This window comes from Bradyrhizobium sp. Tv2a-2 (assembly GCF_000472425.1).
GTDB lineage: Bacteria > Pseudomonadota > Alphaproteobacteria > Rhizobiales > Xanthobacteraceae > Bradyrhizobium.
The window spans coordinates 258897-283898 of record NZ_AXAI01000003.1; the positions used below are offsets into that span (position 1 = coordinate 258897).

Annotated in this window: 23 protein-coding genes; 10 read left to right on the forward strand and 13 right to left on the reverse strand. The window is 62.3% G+C overall.

The annotated features are described in order from the left end of the window. Positions 1 to 11 precede the first annotated feature (11 nt). Genes coaE through A3AI_RS0107430 form a run of 3 tightly spaced genes read right to left on the reverse strand, consistent with a single transcriptional unit; the run spans position 12 to position 2095 of the window. A complete protein-coding gene (gene coaE / locus A3AI_RS0107420) occupies positions 12 to 611 on the reverse strand; it encodes a dephospho-CoA kinase (protein ID WP_024514977.1) in 600 nt (199 codons plus the stop codon). 39 nt (positions 612 to 650) lie between these two features. Next, positions 651 to 1259, reverse strand: a complete 609-nt coding sequence (locus tag A3AI_RS0107425; RefSeq protein ID WP_024514978.1) for a Maf family protein — start codon at positions 1257 to 1259, stop codon at positions 651 to 653. Continuing rightward, on the reverse strand, positions 1256 to 2095 hold the full coding sequence (locus tag A3AI_RS0107430; RefSeq protein ID WP_024514979.1) for a pyruvate, water dikinase regulatory protein: 840 nt from the start codon (positions 2093 to 2095) through the stop codon (positions 1256 to 1258). The genes A3AI_RS0107425 and A3AI_RS0107430 overlap by 4 nt, the downstream gene beginning before the upstream one ends. Positions 2096 to 2541: 446 nt before the next feature. On the opposite strand from A3AI_RS0107430, the gene hemJ reads away from it, so the two are divergent. The 7 genes from hemJ to A3AI_RS0107465 all read left to right on the forward strand — a co-directional run bounded on the left by hemJ (position 2542) and on the right by A3AI_RS0107465 (position 10849). Beyond that, a complete protein-coding gene (gene hemJ / locus A3AI_RS0107435; protein ID WP_024514980.1) occupies positions 2542 to 2964 on the forward strand; it encodes a protoporphyrinogen oxidase HemJ in 423 nt (140 codons plus the stop codon). A 256-nt stretch (positions 2965 to 3220) separates the two neighbouring features. Further along, on the forward strand, positions 3221 to 4486 hold the full coding sequence (rho, locus tag A3AI_RS0107440) for a transcription termination factor Rho (RefSeq protein WP_024514981.1): 1266 nt from the start codon (positions 3221 to 3223) through the stop codon (positions 4484 to 4486). A gap of 296 nt (positions 4487 to 4782) precedes the next feature. Continuing rightward, complete coding sequence (gene mnmE / locus A3AI_RS0107445; RefSeq protein ID WP_024514982.1) at positions 4783 to 6117, forward strand: tRNA uridine-5-carboxymethylaminomethyl(34) synthesis GTPase MnmE; 1335 nt, start codon at positions 4783 to 4785, stop codon at positions 6115 to 6117. Between the two features lie 181 nt (positions 6118 to 6298). Next, entirely contained in the window at positions 6299 to 8182 is a 1884-nt protein-coding gene (gene mnmG / locus A3AI_RS0107450) for a tRNA uridine-5-carboxymethylaminomethyl(34) synthesis enzyme MnmG (RefSeq protein ID WP_024514983.1), read from the forward strand. 63 nt (positions 8183 to 8245) lie between these two features. After that, positions 8246 to 8929, forward strand: coding sequence for a 16S rRNA (guanine(527)-N(7))-methyltransferase RsmG (gene rsmG, locus A3AI_RS0107455; RefSeq protein WP_024514984.1), 684 nt, complete (start codon positions 8246 to 8248; stop codon positions 8927 to 8929). Continuing rightward, positions 8926 to 9777: a ParA family protein gene (locus A3AI_RS0107460; protein ID WP_024514985.1), complete on the forward strand. Its 852-nt coding sequence runs from the start codon at positions 8926 to 8928 to the stop codon at positions 9775 to 9777. Before rsmG ends, A3AI_RS0107460 begins: the two co-directional genes overlap by 4 nt. A 190-nt stretch (positions 9778 to 9967) precedes the next feature. Further along, on the forward strand, positions 9968 to 10849 hold the full coding sequence (locus A3AI_RS0107465; protein WP_024514986.1) for a ParB/RepB/Spo0J family partition protein: 882 nt from the start codon (positions 9968 to 9970) through the stop codon (positions 10847 to 10849). A gap of 13 nt (positions 10850 to 10862) precedes the next feature. Here the strand turns inward: A3AI_RS0107465 and holA are convergent, their stop codons facing one another. From holA to A3AI_RS0107485, 4 genes are all read right to left on the reverse strand, one after another. Further along, positions 10863 to 11891: a DNA polymerase III subunit delta gene (gene holA / locus A3AI_RS0107470; protein WP_024514987.1), complete on the reverse strand. Its 1029-nt coding sequence runs from the start codon at positions 11889 to 11891 to the stop codon at positions 10863 to 10865. Positions 11892 to 12058: 167 nt separating this feature from the next. After that, entirely contained in the window at positions 12059 to 12610 is a 552-nt protein-coding gene (gene lptE, locus A3AI_RS0107475) for an LPS assembly lipoprotein LptE (RefSeq protein ID WP_024514988.1), read from the reverse strand. Then, entirely contained in the window at positions 12597 to 15218 is a 2622-nt protein-coding gene (gene leuS / locus A3AI_RS0107480) for a leucine--tRNA ligase (protein WP_024514989.1), read from the reverse strand. The genes lptE and leuS overlap by 14 nt, the downstream gene beginning before the upstream one ends. A gap of 117 nt (positions 15219 to 15335) precedes the next feature. Further along, positions 15336 to 17033 carry a diguanylate cyclase domain-containing protein gene (locus A3AI_RS0107485; RefSeq protein ID WP_024514990.1) on the reverse strand — a complete coding sequence of 566 codons (1698 nt, stop codon included), beginning with the start codon at positions 17031 to 17033 and terminating at the stop codon, positions 15336 to 15338. A gap of 106 nt (positions 17034 to 17139) precedes the next feature. On the opposite strand from A3AI_RS0107485, the gene A3AI_RS0107490 reads away from it, so the two are divergent. Continuing rightward, positions 17140 to 17829 carry a YggS family pyridoxal phosphate-dependent enzyme gene (locus A3AI_RS0107490; protein ID WP_024514991.1) on the forward strand — a complete coding sequence of 230 codons (690 nt, stop codon included), beginning with the start codon at positions 17140 to 17142 and terminating at the stop codon, positions 17827 to 17829. Positions 17830 to 17878: 49 nt separating this feature from the next. Here A3AI_RS0107490 and A3AI_RS0107495 read toward each other — a convergent pair whose 3' ends face one another. Further along, on the reverse strand, positions 17879 to 18664 hold the full coding sequence (locus tag A3AI_RS0107495; RefSeq protein WP_024514992.1) for a 2-keto-4-pentenoate hydratase: 786 nt from the start codon (positions 18662 to 18664) through the stop codon (positions 17879 to 17881). Positions 18665 to 18673: 9 nt separating this feature from the next. After that, entirely contained in the window at positions 18674 to 19189 is a 516-nt protein-coding gene (locus tag A3AI_RS0107500) for a L,D-transpeptidase family protein (protein ID WP_502685734.1), read from the reverse strand. A gap of 270 nt (positions 19190 to 19459) precedes the next feature. Between A3AI_RS0107500 and A3AI_RS0107505 the strand changes: the two genes are divergently transcribed. Both A3AI_RS0107505 and A3AI_RS0107510 read left to right on the forward strand, forming a co-directional pair. Continuing rightward, positions 19460 to 20146, forward strand: coding sequence for a response regulator transcription factor (locus A3AI_RS0107505; protein ID WP_024514994.1), 687 nt, complete (start codon positions 19460 to 19462; stop codon positions 20144 to 20146). A gap of 51 nt (positions 20147 to 20197) precedes the next feature. Next, complete coding sequence (locus A3AI_RS0107510; protein ID WP_024514995.1) at positions 20198 to 20641, forward strand: cyclic nucleotide-binding domain-containing protein; 444 nt, start codon at positions 20198 to 20200, stop codon at positions 20639 to 20641. A gap of 114 nt (positions 20642 to 20755) precedes the next feature. Here A3AI_RS0107510 and hisC read toward each other — a convergent pair whose 3' ends face one another. The 4 genes from hisC to A3AI_RS0107530 form a co-directional block, all read right to left on the reverse strand. Beyond that, on the reverse strand, positions 20756 to 21808 hold the full coding sequence (hisC, locus tag A3AI_RS0107515; protein WP_024514996.1) for a histidinol-phosphate transaminase: 1053 nt from the start codon (positions 21806 to 21808) through the stop codon (positions 20756 to 20758). An 82-nt stretch (positions 21809 to 21890) separates the two neighbouring features. Then, positions 21891 to 22991 (reverse strand): hypothetical protein, encoded by a 1101-nt coding sequence (locus tag A3AI_RS0107520; RefSeq protein WP_024514997.1) that lies wholly within the window; start codon positions 22989 to 22991, stop codon positions 21891 to 21893. A gap of 142 nt (positions 22992 to 23133) precedes the next feature. Next, on the reverse strand, positions 23134 to 23949 hold the full coding sequence (locus A3AI_RS0107525) for an exodeoxyribonuclease III (RefSeq protein ID WP_024514998.1): 816 nt from the start codon (positions 23947 to 23949) through the stop codon (positions 23134 to 23136). A gap of 148 nt (positions 23950 to 24097) precedes the next feature. Beyond that, the gene (locus A3AI_RS0107530; protein WP_156927687.1) at positions 24098 to 24862 is read right to left on the reverse strand and encodes an outer membrane lipoprotein carrier protein LolA; all 765 of its coding nucleotides are present in this window, start codon (positions 24860 to 24862) and stop codon (positions 24098 to 24100) included. Between the last annotated feature and the right edge of the window lie 140 nt (positions 24863 to 25002).

Here is a 25002-nt window from a genome sequence, read left to right on the forward strand (position 1 = left end):
CGTGCGGCGAATCAGGCGCGCCGCTGTGGCATCTTAACCACCTGCTCCAGAATGTCGCGGATCCGGGTGCGCACCGGATCAAGTCCATGTGACGTATCCACGACGAAATCGGCACGCTTGCGCTTCTCCGCATCCGGCATCTGCCGCGCCAGGATGGAATCCAGAGCTTCGTTCGTCATGGTGCCGCGTGCGAGAATCCGCTCCCGTTGCAGTTCCGGCGAGGTGGTCACCACCACGACCGCATCGACACGCCTGTCGCCACCAGTTTCAAACAACAAGGGCACGTCCATCACGGCTACCGGCGCACCGGATCGCTCAGCATCCTCCAGGAACTTCTGGTGATAGGCGCGAAGCATCGGATGCACGATTGCTTCCAGCCGCTTGATGGCGGCGGGATCATGCACGACTTCGGCAGAGAGCTTGCTGCGATCGACCTTGCCGTCGACGGTCGTGCCAGGAAAGGCTGCCTCGATGGCAGGTGCTGCCTCGCCCTCATAGACTTTGTGCACAGTCGCATCGGCGTCGTAGACCGGCACACCCGCTTCCGCGAACAATCTCGCGGTGGTGGACTTCCCCATCCCGATCGAGCCGGTCAAACCAACAATTCGCATTTGGCAATCCGCATCAAACGTTGTCTGGCCAATTGGCTCTCATACCGCAAGCAGCTTCCGACTGCGCAGGAAATCAAGCAAGGGCAACAGCGGCAGGCCGAGAATCGTGAAGTGATCGCCCTCGATCCGTGCAAAGAGATGGATGCCCAGGCCCTCGAGCTGGTAGGCGCCGACGCTCGAGGTCACAGCCTCGCCCGCCGCGTCGAGATAGGCCGCGATCTCGGCCTCGCTGAGCGAGCGCATGGTCATGCGCGCGACGGCGACATGCTCGAATAGAATTGTTCCGCCCTTGGCGACGGCAACCGCTGAATGCAGTTCGTGACTCTGGCCGGCAAGCTGCGACAGCTGAGCAAGCGCCTGCGCTCGGCCAGACGGCTTGTTGAAGATATGGCTGCCGAGCGCCAGCGTCTGATCCGCCCCGACCACGAATTGCTGATGCTTATGCAGCGAGACGGCAAGTGCCTTCTCCCGCGCGAGCAACGCGGCAACCTTGCCCGGCGCCGCAAGGCCTGAATTCTCCTGGATGGCGCGCTCGTCGATCTCGGCAGGCAGCGTTTCGAAGGTGATGCCGGCGTTGGCGAGCAGCATCTGCCGCGCCTTGCTTTGCGATGCAAGCACCAGGGGCCGGTGATCGCGCCAAATCGTCATTCCGCAAGCCGCTGCCGTTGCCGGTCGGAATAGAGCTTGATCACCGCGGCCGCGGTCTCCTCGATAGAGCGGCGCGTTACATCAAGCTGCGGCCAATTGAATTTGGCGCTCAGCCTGCGCGCGTAGGCGACTTCGTCAGTCACCGACTGGCGATCGACGTAGTCCTCGTTGCTGGGACCCGCGCCCATGCTGAGCAGCCGGTTCTGCCGGACCTGGATCAGGCGTTCCGGCGTCGCATGCAGGCTCACCACCAACGGCTTGGTCAGAATCTCAAGCTGGTGGGGAATAGGAATCCCGGGCACCAGCGGTACGTTGGCAGTGCGGATGCCGCGATTGGCGAGATAGATCGAGGTCGGGGTCTTGGACGTGCGGGAAACGCCGACCAGCACGACGTCGGCTTCTTCCAGGCCCTCGACATGCTGACCGTCGTCGTGAATCATGGTGTAGTTCAGGGCGTCGATACGCTTGAAATATTCGGCGTTGAGCACGTGCTGCGCGCCGACCCGGCCCGCGGTCGCTGCGCCCAGATAGGCCTCGAACAACTGCATCACCGGGCCAATGATCGACAGGCTCGGAACATTGATGTCCTTGCATTTGGACTCGAGCCGGCCGACCAGATCCTTTTCCAGCAACGTGAAAAGCACGATCCCGGGTGACTCCTCGATCTCGTCGAGCACGCGATCGAGCTGCTTCTGGCTGCGGACCAGCGGATAGACATGCTCCACCGCCGTCACATTGGCATATTGCGCGGCGACTGCGCGCGCCACGGTGATCAACGTCTCGCCGGTCGAGTCGGACACCAGATGGAGATGGAAATAATTGCCTGAGCTGGGCACGTCGATCCTTTAAGTCCTGTGGACACTTGTGGACTTAACCCAGTGTCAAGGGTTCGGCTTTCAAAAGCGGCGGACAACCAAAATTTTTCTTCACATCACCTCGCCAAAGAACAAGTCAGCTAGGCATCAGCAATGATAGTGGGGTTATGTGGACTTGTCTCTGCATAAGCTGCCCACCTGCTTTGGCAAAGCCCTGATGGATGAAGCGGAATCAGGCTTGACCCACGATGCCCAAGGAATGTTGAGGGATGTGAACAAGGCCCGCGCAATTGCAGCATCCCATTGCGTGAGTCCAATCCACCGTCACAACAGACTCAAACCTTAAGATTCTAAAATTATTTGGTTTGGAAGAGACGCGTTCGCGGATATGTCTCGCTCCCAGACGAGGAGACGCCGGCCACGAACCCACGCGCGCTCTCCCAGCTTGGTGAAGAGGCAGTCCCGCAATGTATGAGTGGATCAAGGCGCTGCATGTCATTGCCGTCATCTCCTGGATGGCGGGCATGCTCTATCTGCCGCGGCTGTTCGTTTATCATTGCGAGGCCGAGAAGGGCTCCAGGCAGTCCGAGACCTTCAAGGTGATGGAACGGCGCCTGATGCGGGCCATCATCAATCCCGCCATGATCGTAACCTGGCTTGCCGGCCTGTATCTCGCCTGGGCGGGCCATTGGTATGTGGCGCCCTGGTTTCATGCCAAATTTCTGCTGGTCTTGATCATGTCAGGGGTCCACGGTTTTTTTTCACGCTGGCGTAAGGACTTCGAGGCCGACCGCAACACCCGGAGCCAGAGATTCTATCGATTTATCAACGAAGTGCCGACTTTGTTGATGATCCTGATCGTCATCCTTGTGGTCGTGAAGCCGTTTTGATGGGCAGGCAAAGCCGATCATTCAGTCATTTGGCCTGCTTGCGGAACGCCGATCAATTTTCTATATTGAGCAAATCCCACCCAACGCAGGCGGATGTGATTGCGTCCCGGTTTTAGGCCGGCCGCCGCATCAGGTTTGAAGCCTAACCGGCGCTTTCCTTGCTCAGACCTGCGGACCTTCTTGCCCTTGGCGTCCGCTTTTCTCGAAGCCCCCTTGCACCCCCATCCATTCCGAAATGCTCCACAGGACTACCCCAATGCGGGAAATCAAACTTCAAGACCTCAAATCGAAAACACCGGCCGAGCTGGTCTCGTTCGCGGAAGAGAACGGGGTCGAAAATGCCAGCACCATGCGCAAGCAGGAGCTGATGTTCGCCATCCTCAAGCAGCTGGCGATTGCGGAAACTGACATCATCGGCGAGGGCGTCGTCGAGGTGCTCTCCGACGGCTTCGGGTTCCTCCGCTCGCCGGATGCCAACTACCTGCCGGGACCGGACGACATCTACGTCTCGCCCTCGCAGATCCGCCGATTCGGCCTGCGTACTGGCGACACCATCGAAGGCCATATCCGAAGTCCGAAGGAGGGCGAGCGGTATTTTGCACTTTTGAAGGTCAACACCCTCAATTTCGAGGACCCGGAGAAATCCAAGCACAAGGTCAATTTCGACAATCTGACGCCACTGTTCCCGAATCAGCGCTTCCGGATGGAGATCGACGATCCCACCCGCAAGGATCTTTCGGCCAGGGTCATCGACATCGTCGCACCGATAGGCAAGGGCCAGCGCGCCCTGATCGTGGCACCGCCGCGCACCGGCAAGACCGTGCTGATGCAGAATATCGCGCATTCGATCACGCATAATCATCCCGAGTGCTATCTGATCGTGCTTCTGATCGACGAGCGCCCAGAGGAAGTCACCGACATGCAGCGCTCGGTGAAGGGCGAGGTGGTGTCCTCGACCTTTGACGAACCGGCCGTGCGTCACGTCCAGGTCGCCGAGATGGTGATCGAGAAGGCCAAGCGACTGGTCGAACACGGTCGCGATGTGGTCATCCTGCTCGATTCGATTACCCGCCTCGGCCGCGCCTACAACACCGTGGTGCCGTCATCCGGCAAGGTGCTGACCGGCGGTGTCGATGCCAATGCCTTGCAGCGGCCGAAGCGCTTCTTCGGCGCGGCGCGCAACATCGAGGAGGGCGGCTCGCTCACCATCATCGCCACCGCGCTGGTGGACACCGGCAGCCGCATGGACGAAGTCATCTTCGAAGAGTTCAAGGGCACCGGCAACTCGGAGCTGATCCTCGACCGCAAGGTCTCGGACAAGCGCACCTTCCCGGCGATCGATATCTCGCGCTCCGGCACCCGCAAGGAGGAGCTGATCACCGATCCGCAACTCCTGAAGAAGATGTATGTGCTGCGCCGGATCCTCAATCCGATGGGCACGATGGATGCGATCGACTTCCTGCTCGACAAGCTCCGCAACACCAAGAACAACGGCGAGTTCTTCGAGTCGATGAACACCTGATATCCGGGGCAATACCGATTGAAGAGGGCGCCTGTGCAAGCGGGCGCCCTTTTTGTTTGAAGTCCACCTATATTGCGCCGCAACATAAAGCATGAACATACTGTCTGGAACCCAGTTCTTGTTTAAGTAATTGATATTTATAACATTTATCTGGACGAACGGGGGTCATGCTCATCTCCCGCTTTGAAAATGCTGCCGCTCAGCGAGCGCAATATCTTCCGGCGACCATCGCTGGCTTTGCGGCCAACTCAAACAAGCGTTGCCTTTGCAGGGGCTGCGGCACAAACAGAAGCGTAATGCACCCCAATGACCAAACCATCTTTGCGCTCTCATCCGGCCGGCTACCGAGTGCGATCGCGATCATCAGGGTGTCCGGGTCCCAGGCCGGCATCGCGCTAGAATCGCTCGCCGGCAAAATCCCGACACCACGCCAGGCAACGCGCGCCTTGCTGCGGGATGGACAGGCGCAGCCGATCGACGATGCGGTGGTGCTCTGGTTTCCCGGACCTGCGAGCGCGACCGGTGAGGATGTCGCCGAGCTTCATGTCCATGGTGGCCGTGCCGTGCTCGCCGCAGTCTTTGCGGCGCTGTCGGCAATAGAGCAAGTGCGTCCGGCCGAGCCGGGTGAGTTCACGCGACGCGCGTTCGAAAATGGCAAGCTCGACCTGACCGAAGCCGAAGGCCTCGACGACCTGATTCATGCCGACACGGATCGGCAGCGCCACCAGGCATTGCGTCAGCTCACGGGACTGCTCGGCGACAAGGCTCGCGATTGGCGGGCTCGTATCATCGAGGTCCAGGCGCTGTTCGAGGCCGGCATCGATTTCGCCGATGAAGGCGATGTGCCGACGGAGCTGATCGCGCCGGCACTGATAAAGGTTGCAACGCTGCTCGATGAGATCGAGGCGGTGCTGGCAGTCGAGGGCAGGGGCGAGCGGATGCGTGATGGCCTAGTCGTCGCCATCGCCGGCCCTCCGAATGTCGGTAAGTCGACGTTGATGAACCAGCTGGCGCGGCGCGAGGTCGCGATCGTCTCGCCGCATGCCGGCACAACCCGGGACGTGATCGAGGTCCAGCTCGATCTTGACGGCTATCCGGTCACGGTGATTGACACCGCCGGCATTCGCGAGACCGACGACCCGGTGGAGCAAGAGGGTGTGCGACGCGCACGGGCGCGGGCTGAGGCTGCCGATCTGGTTCTTTGGCTGACTGATGCGGACGGCGTTTCGCCTCCGGATGAGAGTCCTGCTCCGACCTGGCTGGTGCGGAACAAGTCTGACCTGGATGGGTCTGCCACTGGCATGGCTCCAATGACAACCACCATCCCAGCCTTCCGGATCTCTGCGGCGTTGGGCAATGGTGTCGCTGAGCTCGTGACCGCCTTGGTCGACTTCGCGGAAGTTTTTTTCGGTGGCCACGAGAGTAGCCTCGTCACTCGGGAGCGGCAGAGGATATTGTTGCAGGAGACCGTGGAGGCGCTGCGACGGAGCACCACGGTGATTGATGAGGGTGAGGAGCTAGCGGCTGAGGAGTTGCGACGAGCGAGTTATGCTTTGGGGCGCCTGCTCGGGCGGGTCAACGTCGAGGACATTCTCGACCTGATCTTTCGTGAGTTCTGCATCGGCAAATAGTGAGCCGCTGGCCCAGTCCGTTAACGAATGCTTTCGGATTGTGGTTGGGGAATCGTTTCACGTGAATCAGCAGGGGCCATGGGCCAAACGTTTCACGTGAAACACCTGGAGCAACTTCGTTGACCGCGTTTCACGTGAAACGTCTTCCGGCATTGGTCATCTCGCGATAGAAGTCCGCGGCATGAGCGCACACGCAGAATTATTCGATGTCATTGTGATCGGCGGTGGTCATGCCGGCTGCGAAGCCGCGGCTGCGGCCGCCCGGATGGGCGCGGCCACGGCCTTGGTGACCCATCGCTTTGCCACCATCGGCGCGATGTCCTGCAATCCCGCCATCGGCGGGTTGGGCAAGGGTCATCTGGTCCGCGAGGTAGATGCGCTGGATGGCCTGATGGGTCGGGTCGCGGACGTTGGCGGCATCCAATTTCGTGTGCTCAATCGCCGCAAGGGTCCCGCAGTCCGTGGACCCCGCGCCCAAGCCGACCGCAAGCTCTACGCTGCCGCCATGCAAGCCGCCATCAAGGAGACCGCCAATCTCTCCGTCGTGGAGGGCGAAGCCGCCGAGCTCGTCGTTTCAGACGGCCGCATAACCGGCATCCGGTTGGCGGACGGACGTGAACTCAGCTGTGGGGCGGTCGTCGTCACCACCGGCACCTTCTTGCGTGGTCTGATCCATCTCGGGGAGAAGAACTGGCCCGCTGGCCGAGTTGGTGAGGCGGCGGCGATGGGGCTCTCGAAGTCCTTTGAGCGGGCAGGGTTCAAGCTAGGGCGCCTGAAGACCGGCACCCCTCCGCGGCTCGATGGCACCACCATCGACTGGTCCGCCGTCGAGATGCAGCCTGGTGATGATCCGCCGGAGCCGTTCTCGATGCTGACCGACCGTATCACCACGCCTCAGATCCAATGCGGGATCACCCGGACCACGCCTGCCACCCATGAGGTGATCCGGGCCAATGTGCATCGCTCGCCGATGTATTCGGGACAGATCAAGAGCACGGGACCGCGCTATTGTCCGTCAGTCGAGGACAAGATTGTCCGATTCGGCGACCGCGATGGACACCAGATCTTCCTGGAGCCCGAAGGACTCGACGACTCCACCGTCTATCCCAACGGGATCTCGACCTCGTTGCCGGAGGAGGTGCAGCTCGCGCTGCTACCGACCATCCCGGGGCTGGAGCGGGTGCGGATGGTTCGGCCCGGCTACGCCATTGAATACGATCACGTCGATCCACGCGAACTCGATCCCACCTTGGAGGCCAAGCGCCTGCCAGGGCTGTTTCTGGCCGGTCAGATCAACGGCACCACGGGCTATGAGGAGGCGGCGGCACAGGGGATCGTCGCGGGTCTCAATGCGGCCCTAACGTCGGGTGGATCCACCGCGGTCGTGTTCGATCGAGCCGACGGCTATCTCGGTGTGATGATCGACGACCTGGTGACGAGGGGGATCGCCGAGCCGTATCGCATGTTCACCTCGCGCGCCGAGTATCGGTTGACACTCCGGGCCGACAATGCCGATCAGCGCCTCACCTGCAAGGGCATCGCGCTCGGCTGTGTCGGGGAAATCCGCAGCGCCCGCCATACCGCAAAGATGACTGCGCTGGACACCGCCAAGTCGCTGGCGAAAGCGCTGACCCTGACCCCGAACGAAGCGGCCGGGCATGGCATTACCCTTAATAAGGATGGTCACCGCCGGTCGGCTTTTGAACTGCTGGCCTATCCGGAAATCGGCTGGACCGAGGTCAATAGGATCTGGCCGGAGTTGTCGGTCGTTGAACCAGGCGTCGCCGTCCATCTCGAGATCGACGCCAAATACGATGTCTATCTGAAGCGACAGACCGCTGACGTGGAAGCGTTCCGGCGTGACGAGGGTCTGGTGCTGGCTGACATCGACTATGGCCAGGTGCCCGGACTATCCAACGAGGTACGGGCAAAGCTGGCGACAGCGCGCCCATGGACTGTTGGGCAAGCAGGCCGCATCGATGGAATGACTCCTGCCGCTCTGGGAATCCTAGCCGCCTATCTGCGCCGCGAGGCGCGACGGAAAGCGGCCCGCGTCAGCGCGTAGGTGTTTCACGTGAAACAGAGGCGAGGACAAGGCCGGACGGCGGACGCGGGGCGGTCGGCGGTTGTGTCAGCCGACGCCAAGGCCGTTGCTACCGACAAGGCGTCAGCGTTGGCGCTGACGCCCGTTTCACGTGAAACGGAAGCGCGGCTCGATCGCTATCTCGATCTCCTGAAGCAGTGGCAGGCCAAGACCAATCTGGTTGCACCATCGACCTTGCCGCAGCTCTGGACTCGTCACATCGCCGATTCGCTGCAGCTTCTGTCGCTCGCGCCGACTGCCAAAATCTGGGTCGATCTGGGCAGTGGCGGCGGCTTTCCCGGCGTTGTGCTGGCCTGCGCTCTGGCGGAGACGTCGGGTGCCTCCGTCCATCTCGTCGAACGCAATGCCAAGAAGGCCGCCTTTTTGCGCGAGGCGCTGCGGGTTACGGGAGCACCGGGCATGGTGCACCTCGCCGAGATCGGACATACTGTGGATAGATTCGCCGGGTCGGTCGATTGTGTCACCGCACGCGCGCTGGCTCCGTTACATCAACTCATCGGCTTTGCAGAGCCGCTGGTGCAAAAAGGCGCGAAAGCGCTGTTTTTGAAAGGTCAAGATGTTGAGGCCGAATTGACCGAAGCTACCAGATATTGGAAGATTGAGCCTAAACTTATCTCCAGCCGTACGGGCGGACAGGGCTGGATCGTCGAACTCGACCGGATCGAGCGGCGGGAGGTGTCCCCGACAGCAGATGGCAATCGCCGATGACCGTAATTGATCAAGTTTATCAAGATGATAATGCTCAGGTTCCAGCTGGCCATCCGCGGATCCTGGCGCTGGCCAACCAGAAAGGCGGGGTCGGCAAGACAACCACCGCGATCAATCTCGGGACAGCACTCGCTGCGATTGGGGAACGTGTTCTGATCGTCGATCTCGATCCGCAAGGCAACGCCTCGACCGGTCTTGGTATCGACCGGCGCAACCGCAGCTGCTCGACCTATGACGTTCTGGTTGGCGAGGCGAGCTTGCGCGAATCGGTAGTGGCGACCGCCGTGCCGCGCCTGCATATCGCGCCCTCCACCATGGACCTCTCCGGCCTTGAGCTCGAGCTTGGCACCACCCCGGGCCGCGCGTTTCGCCTGCGCGATGCAATCGCGGCGTTGAACAACAATGTCTCGCCGGACAATGACTACACCTATGTGCTGATCGACTGCCCACCCTCGCTCAACCTGCTCACCGTGAATGCGATGGCGGCGTCGGATGCGATCCTGGTGCCGCTGCAGTGCGAGTTCTTCGCTCTCGAAGGTTTGTCGCAGCTTCTGTCGACGGTCGAACAGGTACGCTCGACCCTCAATCCGAATCTGTCGATCCACGGTATCGTGCTGACCATGTTCGACTCCCGTAACAATCTGTCGAATCAGGTGGTCGCCGACGTCCGGCAATTCATGGGTGCCAAGGTCTACAAGACCATGATCCCACGCAATGTGCGCATCTCGGAGGCACCGTCCTACGGCAAGCCGGTCTTGGTCTACGACCTCAAATGCGTCGGCAGCGAAGCCTACCTCAAGCTCGCCACTGAAGTGATCCAGCGCGAGCGCGAGCTGCGGGCGAGTTGAGCGGCTGAAGACGAGGGTGGGCAAAGCGAAGCGGTTCCACCGATACATTGGAATTGCCTGATGGTGGGCACGGCGCGAAGAGGCGCCTTTGCCCACCCTACGAGAGTCCGGGGCTACGTCTGGCGATGTGCTCTTGGGCGATGGAGACGAAATGACAGGAGCGCTCAAGTTGAACCCAAGGGAGCTGGCGATGGCCGAAGAAGCGCGTTCGCGACTGGGCCGGGGTCTTGCAAGTCTGATCGGCGATGTCGGCGGCGAGGCCGCGCATGTCGAGCGCCCGCGTGGTCAGCGCAAGGTGCCGATCGAGTTTCTAAAACCCAATCCGCGCAATCCACGGCGCACCTTTTCCGACGCGGAGCTCGCTGAGCTCACCGAATCGGTCAGACAGCACGGTGTGATCCAGCCGATCGTGGCGCGTCCGGTGCGCGGCACGCAGGATCGTTTTGAGATCATCGCCGGCGAGCGGCGCTGGCGCGCGGCCCAGGCCGCAGGTCTCCACGAGGTGCCGATCGTTCCGGTCGATGTCAGCGACAGCGACGCGCTGGAGATCGCGATCATCGAGAATGTGCAGCGCGAGGACCTCAACCCGATGGAGGAGGCGCAGGGCTATCACGCGCTCGCGGGCGAGTTCAAACGCAGCCAGGAAGACATCGCCAAGATCGTCGGCAAGAGCCGCAGCCACGTCGCCAACATGATGCGGCTGACGAAATTGCCGGCGGAGGTGCAGGCCTTCATTGCGGCCGGACAATTGTCCGCTGGTCACGCACGCGCGTTGATCAACGTGCCGGATCCGCTCGCCACCGCAAAGCGCATCGTTGAAGAGGGCCTCAATGTGCGCCAGGTCGAGGCCTTGGCGCATGAAGAGGGCGTGCCCGAGCGCAAGCCGCAAAAGGCGCGCGCCGGCGCCAAGATCAAGGACCCCGACACGGTCGCGCTGGAGAAGCGGGTCAGCGACGCGCTGGGACTTGCGGTCGCCGTCAATCACCGCGATCCCGGCGGCACGGTGCAGATCAACTACCGCAATCTCGAACAGCTTGACGAAGTGATGAGGCGGCTGGCGCGGAACGCCTGACAGCGTTCGAACGTCACCCCCGCCGTCGCGCGTTCACCGCGATCGACAGCAGGGCGCGCTGAGCGATGACCGCACCGAGCGAGGCCTGTTTGCGCATGTCGAGCGCAGCGGTTGCCAGCTGATCGATGATGACGACCAGCCGCTCGGGACTGAAATTGCGCAGCGCGACTTCGACCGCGCCCTTGCGGGAAAAATGCAGCCGCGGATAGCCGCCTTCGAGCAAGGTCGACAGCGGCGTGCCCTCGGCGAGCGCGAGCGCCGACTTGTGCAGCCAGGCGGCCTGGCGCTGGGCGGCCGCCATGATCACGCCGGGATAGGTGCCCGCGACCATCGCCTTGGCGAACTCGCTTTCCACAAGCTCTGGCTTGCCCGCAAAGGCGCCATCGACGATCGGATCGAGCTTGAGCTCGGAGGCATCGGCAACGACGGCCATCACGTGGTCCAGCGTCACCTCGCCCTCGCCATGGGCGAACAACGCCAACTTGCGCAGTTCGTTGCGCGAGGCCTGGCGGTCGCCGCCGAGCAATGTCGTCAGCGTTGCGCGCGCGTCGGGTGCGATGCGCAGATTGGCGAACCTCAACTCATCGTCGATCAGCTTGGCAAGATCGCGCTCGCCGTCGGGATAGCAGGCGATCGCAACCGCCGTCTTGGCGCGCTCGCAAGCCTTGCGCAGCGGCGACTCCGCGCGGAGGTCACCGGCTTCGATCACGACCCGGCAATCTTTCAGCGATGAGCCGGCCAGAGTATCGACGCCGGAGGCGAAGTTACGGGAGCCCGCCCGCACGCGAATGGCGCGGCGCCCGCCGAACAGCGGAACGGTCAGCGCTTCGTCCACCAGCCGCGATGGCTCGGCAGCCAACTCGTCGCCGTCGAGCCTGACGAGAGAGAAGGGGTCATTGGGATCGTCGACAGCGGATGCGATCAGCAGGTCGGCGCGCTCGCGGACCAGACCTGCATCCGGACCATAGAGCAGGACGATCGGTCGGCCGGCGTCAGGCCGGGCAAGATAGGCGTCGATGTCTCTTCCGCGCAGCGCGACCATTTAGAACCGAAGCTAGAGCATGATCCGGAAAAGTGTGGAGCGGTTTTCCGAAAAGATCATGCTCAATCAAAGACCTAAAGCGCGATGACGATTCAACCAAATCTCATCGCGCTTTAGCTTGCCGCCGCCGGCTACCGGACATCGGCGTTCGTCTGAACGCTGCCGCGTCAGCTCCCAGCCACAAAGAAGGAGGCGAGGCGCGTCTGGATATTGTCCGCGACCTCCTGTGCGGCGCGGTCTTCGGCATCGCGCAAGGCACGGGAACGGGCGTAGCGCTGGTAGGAGCCAGGAATGTCGTAGGAGACACGGGAGAAGGTGTTGCCCGTCATGACCGACTTGTTGGACGCGATATCGATCAGGTTGAACTGCACGTTGATGCCGTAATTCTCGCTGGTTGGCAGCCCGGTGGCCTGGTCGATCATCAGCGAGGATTTGGCGGTGTTGAAGTTCAGGACCAGGCGGTGCGTCGGCGGCATGCCGGTGGCATTGCCGTAGAGCTTGAATGCCAGTGCATTGCGGATCTCGACCCCGATCCGGGCCTCGCGGGAGCCGTTCGGCTTGTCGACCGGGGGAACTTCCACGCCCAGCAGTTTTTCCCGCAGGTCCGGCGTGCCGTCGGTGTGCTCGGCATACATCGGCTGGAAGCAGCCGGCGGTGGTTGCCGCGAGGGCGGCCACGGCCAACAGCCGGAGGGCGATGCGGATTCTAGCCAACCACATTAACGATCCTCATGGGAACGATAATCACTTTACGGACGGGTTTGTCCCCCAGCGCGGCTTTTACCGCATCGAGCGCCAAAACGGCAGCCTCAATTTCGGCATTCTGGGCCGCCTTGGGCACCGTTACCTCGCCGCGCTTCTTGCCGTTCACCTGGACCACCAGGGTGACGCTGTCTTCAACCAGCAAATCGCGTTCGATTTGCGGCCAATTGGCCTCCGAGATCAACCCGCTCTGGCCCAGCACTTGCCAGCATTCTTCCGCCAGGTGCGGCATCATCGGGGCAATCAGCTGAACCAGAATGGTGGCGGCTTCCCGGATTGCAAAGGCGAGGTCGGCTGACGGCCGACCGTCCTTCGACAGCGCCTCCGCGAGCGCGTTGGTGAACTCTCGTATATAGGCGAGGCAGACGTTGAAATGCAGCCGCTCGATACCGGTCGACACCTTGTCGAGCGCGCCATGAGCCGCCTTGCGCAAGGCGAGCGCGTCGGCGCCGAAGCTCTGGGGCCGCGCCGCAGGTTTGCCGGCGATCTCGGCCGCCTCGTTGACCAGCCGCCATAGCCGCTGCACAAAACGCGCCGCGCCTTGCACCCGCTCGTCGCTCCAGATCACGTCGCGATCGGGGGGGGAGTCCGACAGCATGAACCAGCGCGCGACGTCGGCGCCATAGGTCGCGATGATGTCGTCGGGGTCGACGGTGTTCTTCTTCGACTTCGACATCTTCTCGATCGAGCCGATCGTGACCTCCTCGCCGGTGTCGATCAGGAAAGCACGGCGGTTATTGGCACCGACCTCTATCCTGACCTCCGCAGGCGCAGCCCAGCCCCCGTCCGCCTTCTTATAGGTCTCATAGACGACCATGCCCTGAGTGTATTGGCCTACGAATGGCTCATCGAACGCAATGTGACCCGTGGCCTTCATCGCGCGCGTAAAGAATCGAGCGTACAGCAGGTGCAAAATCGCATGCTCGACACCACCGATATACCAATCGACCGGCATCAGCCGATCGACGACAGCGCGCGTGGTCGGAGCGTTCTCGTTCCACGGATCGGTAAAGCGCGCGAAATACCAGGACGAATCGACGAAGGTGTCCATGGTGTCGGTTTCGCGCAGTGCCTTGCCGCCGCATTTCGGGCAGCTGACGTGCTTCCAGGTCGGGTGGTGGTCGAGCGCATTGCCGGGTTTGTCGAAGGTCGCGTCCTCCGGCAGCTTGACCGGCAGGTCCTTTGCCGGCACCGGCACGACATCGCATTTGGGGCAGTGGATCACCGGGATCGGGCAGCCCCAATAGCGCTGCCGCGAGATGCCCCAGTCACGCAGGCGGTAATTGACCTGCCTTTCGCCGACCGGCGCGTTGCCGCGCAACTCGCTTTCCAGCCGCTTGGCGACCTCTTCCTTGGCGGCGTCGATGGTCATGCCGTCGAGGAAGCGCGAATTGATCATCCGGCCGTCGCCGTCATAGGCGGTGTCCGTGATCACGAAGCTGTTCGGATCCTGGCCCTCCGGGCACACCACCGGAATATTGCCGAGGCCGTATTTGTTGACGAAGTCGAGGTCGCGCTGGTCATGCGCCGGGCAGCCGAAGATCGCGCCGGTGCCGTATTCCATCAGCACGAAGTTCGCGACATAGACCGGCAGCTTCCAGCTGGAATCGAACGGGTGGATCGCCCGGATGCCGGTGTCGTAGCCCTGTTTCTCGGCGGTATCGATGATCTCCTGGGCTGTGCCCATGCGCTTGATCTCGGCGATGAACTCCGCAAGCTTCGGGTCCTTCGCGGCCGCAGCCTGCGCCAGCGGGTGATCAGCGGAAATCGCCATGAATTTCGCGCCGAACAGCGTGTCCGGCCGCGTCGTGAAGATCTTCAGCTCGGTTTCGCCAGCAGGCGTCGTCGCTGCGTCCAGCATGAAGCGGACAAGCAAGCCTTCGGAGCGGCCGATCCAGTTGCGCTGCATCAGCCGGACCTTGTCGGGCCAGCGGTCAAGCGTATCGAGCGCCTCCAGCAGCTCTGGGGCGTATTTGGTGATCTTGAACACCCATTGATTCATCTCGCGCTGCTCGACCACGGCGCCCGAGCGCCAGCCGCGGCCGTCGATCACCTGCTCGTTGGCGAGCACGGTCATGTCGACCGGGTCCCAGTTCACCTTGCGCTTCTCGCGCTCGGCAAGGCCGGCGGCGAGGAAGTCCAGGAACAGCTTCTGCTGATGCTTGTAGTAGGAGGGATCGCAGGTCGCGAACTCGCGCGCCCAGTCAAGCGACAGCCCGATCGAGCGCAGCTGCTTCTTCATCGCGGCGATGTTGTCGTAGGTCCACTGCTTCGGCGCGACCTTGCGCTCGATTGCCGCGTTCTCCGCCGGCAGGCCGAACGCATCCCAGCCCATGGGATGGATGACGTTGAACCCCTTGGCGCGCATGTAGCGCGCGAGCACGTCGCCAAGCGTGTAGTTGCGGACATGGCCGATATGGATGCGCCCGGACGGGTAGGGGAACATCTCGAGCACGTAATATTTCGGCCTGGGATCCTCGTTCTTGGAGGCGAAGATTGCCTTCTCGTCCCACTGGCGTTGCCAGCGCGGTTCGGCTTCGCGGGCGTTATAGCGTTCGGAGCTCATGGAATCGCTTAGGTTTTCGTGGATTCGGGCCGTCCATAAGGACGGCGGACTAGGCCACAAAAGCGGCCGCACGGTCAACGGTTGACGTCCTGAAAAGCGGTCCCCGGGGGGCCGGATCTAGCCCGCCATCGCAATACCGTTTGCGCGTTCAGCCGCCAGCATAAAGCCGTGTTCGAGCACGGTGTTACGGCCGCGGTGCTTGGCGGCGTAGAGCGCGGCATCCGCCGCCTCGATCAGATCGCCGGGACGCTGGCTGTCGTTCGGCCTGGTCGAGGCCACGCCGACGCTGACGGTGACGCATTGGTGCAGCGAGGTCCGGTGCGGGAGGTTGAGGTCCTGCACCGCCGCGCGGACCGTCTCGCCGACCTCGCGGGCGCTGTCGGCGTCCGTGTTCGGCAGCAGCAGGCAGAATTCCTCGCCGCCATAGCGGCCAGCGAAGCCGAGATTTTCCGCAGCGATTGCCGACAGAGTCTCGCCGAGCCGGGTCAGGCAGGCGTCGCCTTCGGGATGGCCATAAGTGTCGTTGTAGAGTTTGAAATGATCGACGTCGATCATCAGGAGCGACAGGTCCGAGCCATATTGCTGCGCCTTCATCCATTCATATTCCAGCCGGCTCTGGAAACCGCGCCGGTTCGCAAGCCCGGACAGCATGTCGATGGAGGCCATCACGGTGAGGCGGTCGTTGGTGGCGAGCAGCTCGCGCTCGCGCTGGCTCAATTTTGCCGCCATCGCGTTGAAGGCGCGCGCCAGCGGAACGAATTCCGACGGCAGGCGATCGCGGGTGGCGCGCGCCGACCAGTCGCCCTGGCCAAAGCGTCTTGCGGTGCCGACGAGGATCTCGATCGGCTGGATGATCAGCTTTTCCGCCGCGATCAATGCTCCCAGCAACACGAACAGGCTGACGAAGCCGAGCTGCAGATAGGCGGTGCGGATGTTGCGGTCGATCGCCGAGGTCGCCTGCCCCTCGTCATTGCTGACGATCAGGCGCGCGCTCGTGCCGGCGATGCGGGCGAAGCTGATGGCGCGCTTCGAGCCGTCAGCCGCGACGAAGGAGAGCGAGCCTTCCTCCTGGTTCGAGGTCAGCGCAGGTTCCGCGATGGCCGACAACAGCGGCAGGTCGTCCAAGGATTTGCCGACCAGATGGGTCTGATCGGACGGCGCGGCAACCACGACGCCGTTGCCGTCGACCAGCACCGCCGAGACGCCGGGCCGGCCGCCGAGATTGCTGATCACCTTCGACATCCAGTCGATGTTGACGGCAGCGAGCACCACGGCGTCGCTCTCACTGTTGATCGCCGCGACCGGATAGGCGGCCATCACGACGGGCACATGGCTCTGTCGCGCGAACAGGAAGTCGCTGAAGATGAAATTCCTGGTTGCCCGAGCGTCCCGCAAATAGGCGCGATCGCTCAGGTCGACACCGACAGACGTATTGCTGGTCGAGCATTGCACCCGCCCGTCGCCGCCCACCATCAGGATATTGCGGATCCAGGGCAGGTTCGACGGCAGACTGGCCCGCAGCAAGTCGCAACTCTTGGCGATGCCGCCGGAGGTCGCCCGAATATAGGCTGCGGATTTCAGCACTGTTTCGACCGACGAGATCACCTCGCGCTCGGTATCAGCGCTGTGCCTGGCAAGGCTTGAGAATTCCGCCGCGGCGGCTTCGATCTGCTTCGTCCTGGCGTCTTCCAGCGAGCGGGCGCGTTCCAGCATCAAGGGCGCGACCAGGATCAACGCCAGCAGCGCAAGCCGCGCGCGGATCCCAAGCAGCTGCTTGAGTTTCACTCGTTTACGGTTGAAACTGACCCTGGACATCTTCACCCTAACCCCGCGAGCGAGGCTAGCGGGAATGGTTCAAGAAGCCTTTCTCGAACTCGGTAAAATTCGAGCGACCCCCGTAAAACTACGCCTCCGTATCGCCATGACGCCTGAAAACACATCCGCTGTAACTTCGCATTCACCAAACGCGCTGCTCAGCGTCGAACAGGAGATCGCGCGCGCCTGCGCCGAGGCCGGCCGCGAGCGTTCATCGGTCACGCTGATTGCGGTGTCGAAGACTTTCGCCGCAGACGCGATTACGCCGGTGATCGAAAGTGGACAGCGCGTTTTTGGCGAAAACCGCGTCCAGGAAGCCAGGGCGAAGTGGCCAGCGTTAATGACTGCTTACTCCGATATCGTCCTGCATCTGATCGGGCCGTTGCAATCGAACAAGGCGAAAGAGGCGGTTGCGCTGTTTCATGCCATTCATTCGGTCGATCGTCCGAGCATTTGCCAGGCGTTAGCCAAGGAAATCGAAGCGCAGAAAAAACATCCCGAGCTGTTCGTGCAGATCAACACCGGCGAGGAGGCGCAGAAGGCGGGCGTGGCGCCTTCCGATGCCGATGCGTTCATCAGGAGCTGTCGCGAGGCCTATGGGCTTAGCATCTCGGGGCTGATGTGCATTCCGCCGGTCGACGAGGCGCCAGGCCCGCATTTCGCGCTGACCGCCAAGATCGCCGCGCGCAATGGCCTCGCCAGGCTCTCGATGGGCATGAGCGCGGATTTCGCCACCGCGATCAAATTCGGTGCCACCCATGTGCGCGTAGGGTCAGCGATTTTCGGGCATCGGTGACTGTCGTCCCGCCGCAGGCCCGGCGAAGGCCGGGGAGGACGTGAGCCAACTACTCAAACCCCACCGACACTTTTCCGAGCAGGCCGAAATCGGCGTCCATTCGGTCGCCCGCGGCGATCGGCAGTGGCGGATGGCAGGTGCCCGTCGTCACCACTTCGCCGGCGCGCAACGTGACGCCGAGCCCGCGCAATTCGTTGGCGATCCAGGCGAGCGCCACACGGGGATCGCCGAGCACGTTCTTGCCGTGGCCGACATAGTGTTGGCCCCGCATCGCGATGCGTGGTCGCTCCTCGACCAGATCGCGCGCGCGCCAGTCAGCCGTGGTCGCCGCGCCCAGCACGAACAGATGCGCGCAGGCGTTGTCCGCAATCAGCTGTGCTTCGCCGGCGCTGACGAAATCGGCGAAGCGGGAGTCAGGAATTTCGATCGCCGGATGCAGCGTCGCCACTGCGTCAAGGACCTCGGCGACGGAGAAAGGCGTTGCGCGCGGGGGCAAGTCTTTGCCCATGCGGAAGGCGAATTCCGGCTCGGCGACGCGCATCTCATTGCCCGCCATGTGTGCCGTGCCGCCATCGGGCAGCACGGTCTCGGCGAGGATGCGGCCGGCCAAGGGACCAGCAACATTGATATGGCGCTGCCCGGCGTCGCTGGTCGCTGCGATCTTCCAGCCGAATAGCTTTTCGCGCGACGTGCGCTCGAGTTCCGCCTGAATTGCGTAAGCCTCTGCGCGACTGTGCGGACGCATCGAGTCTTGGAGTGCGCCGATCTTGGTTCCGGCGCGCCAATGGCCATGCAGCAGCCGCGAGGCAGCCTGTATCTGGTCTTGCTCTAGCATTTCAAATCCTCACCCGATCATGATTCTTGTTTTTGGCGACAACCGCCGCAACAGCCGCAGCATCGCCGCCTTGGTCATTGATACGCACCCCGCGGTCGGCCCATAATTCTCTCGCGCCAGATGCAGGAACACGGCGCTGCCCCGCCCGGCAATGCGCGGCCTGGTGTTGTGGTCGATCTCGACAATGAAATCGTAGAGATGATCGCGCCGCATCAGCCGGTCGCCGCTGCGATCGGGCTTTAGTCGCAACGGCTGGTTATAGTGGCTGTCGCTGGGGTCTTCGCACCAGGCGTCCTCCGGCTTGATCGATCGTGCGGGGAGCAACGTTCGCGGGCGATTGTGCCGGTCCGCGCGCCACCATAATTGCCTGGGATGGAAGGTGCCGCGCGGCGTGCCGCCGTCGCCTTCACGCTTGTTGGCGATGATGCCGCCCCGTCCCAGCGCCACCGGAATTGTTAGGCCGCCGCCGGTCAGCCACCCCCGCCGCGGGTTACCTGCGGCGGGGCGAATTGTCACCGATGACATCGGTCTGCAGCCCCTAGTAGCCTTGTAATCATTTGATATTACGGGCTTTTTCATCAATCTTGTCGATCCTGCAGGATTGTTACGGCTGCAGCCTGATTACCGGACATTCACCTGAACGGCTGGCTTTTATGGAGTAAAGTACAGGTCCGACTTGTGAATCGGTAATGGCCGCCTACCTCAAGACATATCAACTGAAGGCGGCCGCACCGAAAAACTGGGCCGGCCGCCAGCTTCGTTGCTCCCGCCGCAGCCCCTTTAAAGGATTTGACTATGGCCAATGCCCGCAAGATCCTCATCGTGGATGACGATACCGATCTGCGCGATACGTTGGTGGAGCAATTGTCGCTACACGACGAATTCGAGGCTTCCGCTGTCGATACGGGCGCCAAGGGCGCCAGCGCCGCCAAAGCCAATGCTCCCGATCTGGTGCTGATGGATGTCGGGCTCCCCGACACCGACGGCCGCGAGGTGGTGCGCTCCCTGCGCAAAGGCGGCTTCAAGGCTCCGATCATCATGCTGACCGGGCATGACACTGACTCAGACACCATTCTGGGCCTCGAATCCGGCGCCAATGATTATGTGGCAAAGCCCTTCCGCTTTGCCGTGCTGCTCGCCCGGATCCGGGCGCAGCTGCGCCAGCATGAGGCGAGCGAAGACGCCGTGTTCTCGGTCGGCCCCTACAGCTTCCGGCCCGGCTCCAAGATGCTGACCGGGGCGAATGCCCGAAAGGTGCGGCTGACGGAGAAGGAGACCGCGATCCTGCGCTTCCTCTACCGCGCCGGCCAGCTTCCGGTGTCGCGCGAGACGCTGTTGCAGGAGGTGTGGGGTTATAATTCCGGCGTCACCACCCATACCCTGGAAACCCATATCTACAGGCTGCGCCAGAAGATCGAGAAAGACGCGGCCAATCCCGAGATCCTGGTAACGGAAGCCGGTGGCTACAAGCTGGTGCCGTGATACGATTCGGGCCACCGATTCGCATAGACGTGTCCCGATCACCGGTCCTGAATGTCGATCGAAGATGATGTCGCCCTCCTGGAGCGGGTCCCGACGCTGCGGCTATTAGGCAGCGCTGCGCTGCGCATGCTGGCGATCGGCTCCGAGCAGCGCGACGTTGCTCGCGGCGATACGCTGTTCAAGCAGGGCGACAATGCCGATTGCGGCTTTATCGTGCAGCGTGGCTCCTTTCGCATCCAGGACGACTCCGGCGCCGAAGTCACCGCGGGCCCCGGCGTCTTGCTCGGCGAGCTCGCTCTGGTGGTCGCGATGCACCGGCCCTCGACTGCGACCGCGCTCGAATACGCGACCGTCGTCCGCATCGCCCGCAGCCTGTTTCAGCGTGTGCTTGAAAGCGACCCCGAAGCCGCCCGCCGGCTGCGCGATGAGTTCGCTCTGCGCTCCAGCCAGATCGCCAGCGATATCATGATGGCCGGCGCCAAGCTGAGCACGTAAACCTCGCATTGCCGCTGTCGCCTTGCCATGGTGGGCTCGTCCCGGCCATTGGCTTTTGGGGCTATGCATCCGTCGTCCCGGCGCAGGCCGAGAGGTGTATTCACAATCGAAGGCTCAAACCAGATCGCGCAATAGCGCGATCAAGCGGCCGCATTGGTCGTCGGTTCCGACGGTGATGCGGAGGAAGTCGTCGATCCGCGGCTTCTGGAAATGCCGCACCAGAACGCCGCGCTGGCGAAGCCCGGCTGCCAGCTCGGCGCCGCGACAGTTCGGATGGCGTGCGAAGACGAAGTTCGCGAGCGACGGCAGCACCTCGAACCCGAGTTCGGAGAGCGCGCGGACCAGTGCTTCGCGGGTCGCGATGACGCGTTGGCGCGTATCATGAAACCATGCATCGTCCTTGATGGAGGCGACCGCTCCAGCAATGGCGAGGCAATCGAGCGGGTAGGAGTTGAAACTGTCCTTGACCCGCTCCAGCGCCTCGATCAGGGGACGTTGACCGATCGCAAAGCCAACGCGCAGTCCAGCCAACGCCCGCGACTTGGAGAGGGTCTGAATGACAAGCAGGTTGCCGTAGCGTGCAATCAGCGGAACGGCGCTCTCGGCGCCGAAGTCGACATAGGCTTCGTCGATCACCACCAGTTGGTCCGGATGTTCGGTCACCAGCGCCTCGATCGTCTTGCGCGGAAGACTGATGCCGGTGGGCGCGTTCGGATTGGACAAGAGGATGGTGCTGCACGGCCGCCGGTAGTCGGTAATCTGCACTCTCATCGCGGCATCAAGCGGCACTTCTTCGTGACTGACACCATAGAGGCGGCAATAGACCGGATAGAAGCTGTAGGTGATGTCGGGAAACAGCAGCGGCGCATCATGTTTCAGCAAGGCCTGGAAGGTGTGGGCCAGCACCTCGTCGGAGCCGTTACCGACGAACACCTCTTCAGCGGCAACATTGTGATGGGCCGCGATCGTCTCGCGCAGGGCGGACGCGCGCGGATCGGGGTAGAGACGCAGGCGGTCGGTCGCAGCGTTGATCGCAGTCAGCACGTGCGGCGAGGGCGGGTAGGGATTCTCGTTGGTATTGAGCTTGATGATGCCATCCTGCTTTGGCTGCTCGCCGGGCACATATGGCGACAGGCTGCGGACGACGGGACTCCAGAAACGGCTCATGGTTTAGGACCTGACGGGTGATGCCATCACCGTAGGATATGACAGGCCGCGATAAAAGGCCGCGATGGACGATTTGCGCGTCCTATCGCGATGCGACCTCTTTGTATGTCGCCAGCGCCTTCTCGAACTTGCTGTTGAAGAGCCACATCGCATCGAGAATTTCGCGAAAGGTGGCGGATGTTCTGGCCCGGTCGGCATGGCCGTAGGCGAAGATCGAGTTGTTGCGCAAGTAGCCCATGATGCGAGGTTCGGATACCCGATAGCCAAGCAAATTACCTGATTGAAGCGCGGATCGCGTCGGCGTCGGGATGATCTGGATGAGTTCGAAGACCTTCATCTGATCAATCGGGTTCGGCAGCGTCTTCGCGATCGCTGGTATCTGGGTGAAGAGTTCGGCATGTGCATTCATCAGGCCGTCCCTCACCGCGGTCCAGTGGTTGAAGCGGTGATCGAGGCCGTCGGCGTGTCGCTCCTCCGTCTCGTCGCGTGCGATCAGTTGGGGATCGAAAGCCGCGATCCGCTCCTTGATGGCGTCCCATTTTCTGCGGCCGTTACGGTCTTCCGATGGTCCAGTCTGGAAACTACCCTTGTAGGTGTTCGAGCGTGCATTGCCGACATTCTGGTTGCCGTTGGTCTCCGCGAAGAACAGGCCGAGGCTGATGCGGCCGGCGAGGTCAGCATTGGCCGCATCGAGGCCCTTGGCGCGCGCGATCGCGGCGCCCAGTTCGACCACGTCCTTGAACGGCGTCGCCGATTTCTGTGCATTGGCCGGCGGCGCCTCCATGATGTCGAACAGGCTCCGGTACTCGTCGCTCAGCGGTTCGTTGTCGGCATCGTAATAGGCCGGAGGAATCGCAAATTTGTTTGGCCTTCCGATCCGCGAGGGCAGCGCGTCGGTGAGGTCCTTGTAGGTGCTCATCACGTCGACGCGTGCGAGGTAAAGCGCCTGGCCCGGCAGGTTCGGCAGCCCGCGATGCGCATCGATCTGGCCGCGCCGCTCGGCAAGGATCGATTTGAAATGGCTCAACGCGCGATTATAGGCGCCGAGGGCGTCCGCTTGCGTGGCCGACAGCGCGCTCGATTGCGCCATGGCGGGGGATATCGCGATGAGCGTGCCCAGTGTTGCGAGCAGAACTCCGACGGCAATGGCCCTGATGGCGGTGGCTTGATTTTCTTTGCACATGGCTGCTTCCGGCTCGCGGTTGTCGTCCCGGCGATGGCCGGAACCGATACCGCGGAATCCATCAAGAAGATGATTGTGTCAGCCGCTCGACGCAACAACGCGCGCCTGTGATTATGGCCCCCGGCCTTCGCCAGGGCGACGGCTACACCTCCAGCGTCACGGTTACCGGTACATGGTCCGACGGCCGCTCCCAGCCGCGGGCGGCGCGCAGGATCTGGAAGTCGCTGATCCTGTCCTTGAGCGCGCGCGAGACCCAGATGTGATCGAGCCTGCGGCCGCGGTCGCCGGCGGTCCAGTCGGCGGCGCGGTAGCTCCACCAGGTATAGACCTTCTCCGACTGCGGAATCCGCTCGCGCGCAACGTCGAACCACTCGCCGTGCGCTTGGGCCTCGAGCAGCTTCTCGCATTCGATCGGCGTGTGCGAGACGACTTTCAGGAGCTGCTTGTGCGACCACACGTCGTTCTCATACGGCGCGACATTGAGATCGCCGACCAGGATGTGACGATCCTCGCCGCGCGGATGCAAGGGTTCGCAGGTCTTCATCTCGTCGAGGAATTTGAGCTTGTGATCGAACTTCGGGTTCTCGAGCGGGTCGGGAATGTCTCCGCCAGCGGGAACGTAGAAATTGTGGAGCACCATGGGGCTCGCAAGCTGCGCCTTCTCGCCGAAGGCCACCGAGATGTGGCGGGAGTCGATCTTGTCGCAGAAGGTTCTGACATCTGTGGTGTCGAACGGCAGTTTCGAGATGATGGCGACGCCATGATAGCCCTTCTGCCCGTTCAGCGCGACATGCTCATAGCCGAGCCGCTTGAAGCGCTTCAGCGGAAATGCGTCGTCAATGCACTTGGTCTCCTGCAGGCACAGCACATCCGGCCGCACCGCCTTGATGAATTTTGCCACCAGGTCGATGCGCAGTCGCACCGAGTTGATATTCCAGGTTGTCAGGGAAAGACGCATGGGAGTTGCGTCTTAGCATGGATCGAATTGGTGTCGATTGCCTGGATCGTGGGGCGGGGCGCGATCATCCACACGTTTTCCGCCGCCAACGATGGCTGCCGCACTTCTCCCCGTTGGGAAGAGGTGATCCGCGGCGGCCGCTGCGCGCCTACCCCGGCGAGGTCGGGTACTTGGTGAAATCGATCTTGAACAGGCCTGGATCGACCTTCTTGCTGGTATCGAGATTATAGACAGCGATCGTGGTGTCGTAGCCTTGGGGGTCTGTAACCGTCCATTGCTTGAGCTGGCCGTCCTTGGCGCCGACCATCAGCATCAATCGGCTGGTGCCGACCAGCGCCTGCTTTTCCTCGATGGTGACGCTGATGAAGACGTCGTCGGCGGTGACGCTCACGACATTGGTGTCCTTCATCAGGTCGATGCGGTCCGACAAGAGAAAACGTAGCGGCGTCTGCGACAGCGGATAGATGTCCTGGGTCGCGAGATTGCGATCGCGCACGGCGAGCGAGGAGCCATCGGCGATGATTTCGATCGGGGTCGGCGGATTGTATTCGAAACGCACCTTGCCCGGCTTCTGGATGTAGAAATCGCCGGTGGTCTTGCTGCCGTCGGGTCCGACCTGCACGAAGTTTCCGACCAGGGTCTGTAGCGAAGAGAGATAGGCACTCACTTTCGCAGCCTGCGCCTTCTGGTTGGCATCGAAGGTCGTGAAAATGCTCGACGGCACGTTACGGCGCGGATCTGGGATCACGGGATCGGGCGGCTGTGTCTGCGTCGTGCCGGTGACCGATGGGCCACGTTGCGTCTCCGAAGCGGACAGCTGCGTGCGACTTTTGGGTGCAGGCTTCGGCACCGGGACGCTTTGCGGCGGGACCGGCACGGACTGCGCCGACAGCGGCGTGGCAAGCGCGGCCATGGACACGGCCATCAGAAGTCGCGCCACCACGGAGAGGCCGCGCGACAACGTTTTCGCCGATTGAGATTCTGGGCTTTTATGCAACGAGTCGTCCTGCCTGGGTTCGAGCCATTCTATCTTGGTTCGATACTGGGAGATAT

What these genes read in the sequence shown, in the direction of transcription:
- A3AI_RS0107520 (WP_024514997.1), bottom strand. Translation starts at nt 22,991, where the DNA reads ATGTGCAAAGAAAATCAAGCCACCGCCATCAGGGCCATTGCCGTCGGA.
- coaE (WP_024514977.1), bottom strand. Translation starts at nt 611, where the DNA reads ATGCGAATTGTTGGTTTGACCGGCTCGATCGGGATGGGGAAGTCCACC.
- A3AI_RS0107485 (WP_024514990.1), bottom strand. Translation starts at nt 17,033, where the DNA reads ATGTCCAGGGTCAGTTTCAACCGTAAACGAGTGAAACTCAAGCAGCTG.
- mnmE (WP_024514982.1), top strand. Translation starts at nt 4,783, where the DNA reads ATGCACCCCAATGACCAAACCATCTTTGCGCTCTCATCCGGCCGGCTA.
- rho (WP_024514981.1), top strand. Translation starts at nt 3,221, where the DNA reads ATGCGGGAAATCAAACTTCAAGACCTCAAATCGAAAACACCGGCCGAG.
- A3AI_RS0107525 (WP_024514998.1), bottom strand. Translation starts at nt 23,949, where the DNA reads ATGCGTCTTTCCCTGACAACCTGGAATATCAACTCGGTGCGACTGCGC.
- A3AI_RS0107490 (WP_024514991.1), top strand. Translation starts at nt 17,140, where the DNA reads ATGACGCCTGAAAACACATCCGCTGTAACTTCGCATTCACCAAACGCG.
- A3AI_RS0107505 (WP_024514994.1), top strand. Translation starts at nt 19,460, where the DNA reads ATGGCCAATGCCCGCAAGATCCTCATCGTGGATGACGATACCGATCTG.
- hisC (WP_024514996.1), bottom strand. Translation starts at nt 21,808, where the DNA reads ATGAGCCGTTTCTGGAGTCCCGTCGTCCGCAGCCTGTCGCCATATGTG.
- A3AI_RS0107500 (WP_502685734.1), bottom strand. Translation starts at nt 19,189, where the DNA reads ATGTCATCGGTGACAATTCGCCCCGCCGCAGGTAACCCGCGGCGGGGG.
- A3AI_RS0107465 (WP_024514986.1), top strand. Translation starts at nt 9,968, where the DNA reads ATGGCCGAAGAAGCGCGTTCGCGACTGGGCCGGGGTCTTGCAAGTCTG.
- holA (WP_024514987.1), bottom strand. Translation starts at nt 11,891, where the DNA reads ATGGTCGCGCTGCGCGGAAGAGACATCGACGCCTATCTTGCCCGGCCT.
- mnmG (WP_024514983.1), top strand. Translation starts at nt 6,299, where the DNA reads ATGAGCGCACACGCAGAATTATTCGATGTCATTGTGATCGGCGGTGGT.
- A3AI_RS0107530 (WP_156927687.1), bottom strand. Translation starts at nt 24,862, where the DNA reads ATGGCCGCGCTTGCCACGCCGCTGTCGGCGCAGTCCGTGCCGGTCCCG.
- hemJ (WP_024514980.1), top strand. Translation starts at nt 2,542, where the DNA reads ATGTATGAGTGGATCAAGGCGCTGCATGTCATTGCCGTCATCTCCTGG.
- A3AI_RS0107460 (WP_024514985.1), top strand. Translation starts at nt 8,926, where the DNA reads ATGACCGTAATTGATCAAGTTTATCAAGATGATAATGCTCAGGTTCCA.
- A3AI_RS0107495 (WP_024514992.1), bottom strand. Translation starts at nt 18,664, where the DNA reads ATGCTAGAGCAAGACCAGATACAGGCTGCCTCGCGGCTGCTGCATGGC.
- A3AI_RS0107425 (WP_024514978.1), bottom strand. Translation starts at nt 1,259, where the DNA reads ATGACGATTTGGCGCGATCACCGGCCCCTGGTGCTTGCATCGCAAAGC.
- A3AI_RS0107510 (WP_024514995.1), top strand. Translation starts at nt 20,198, where the DNA reads ATGTCGATCGAAGATGATGTCGCCCTCCTGGAGCGGGTCCCGACGCTG.
- leuS (WP_024514989.1), bottom strand. Translation starts at nt 15,218, where the DNA reads ATGAGCTCCGAACGCTATAACGCCCGCGAAGCCGAACCGCGCTGGCAA.
- lptE (WP_024514988.1), bottom strand. Translation starts at nt 12,610, where the DNA reads ATGTGGTTGGCTAGAATCCGCATCGCCCTCCGGCTGTTGGCCGTGGCC.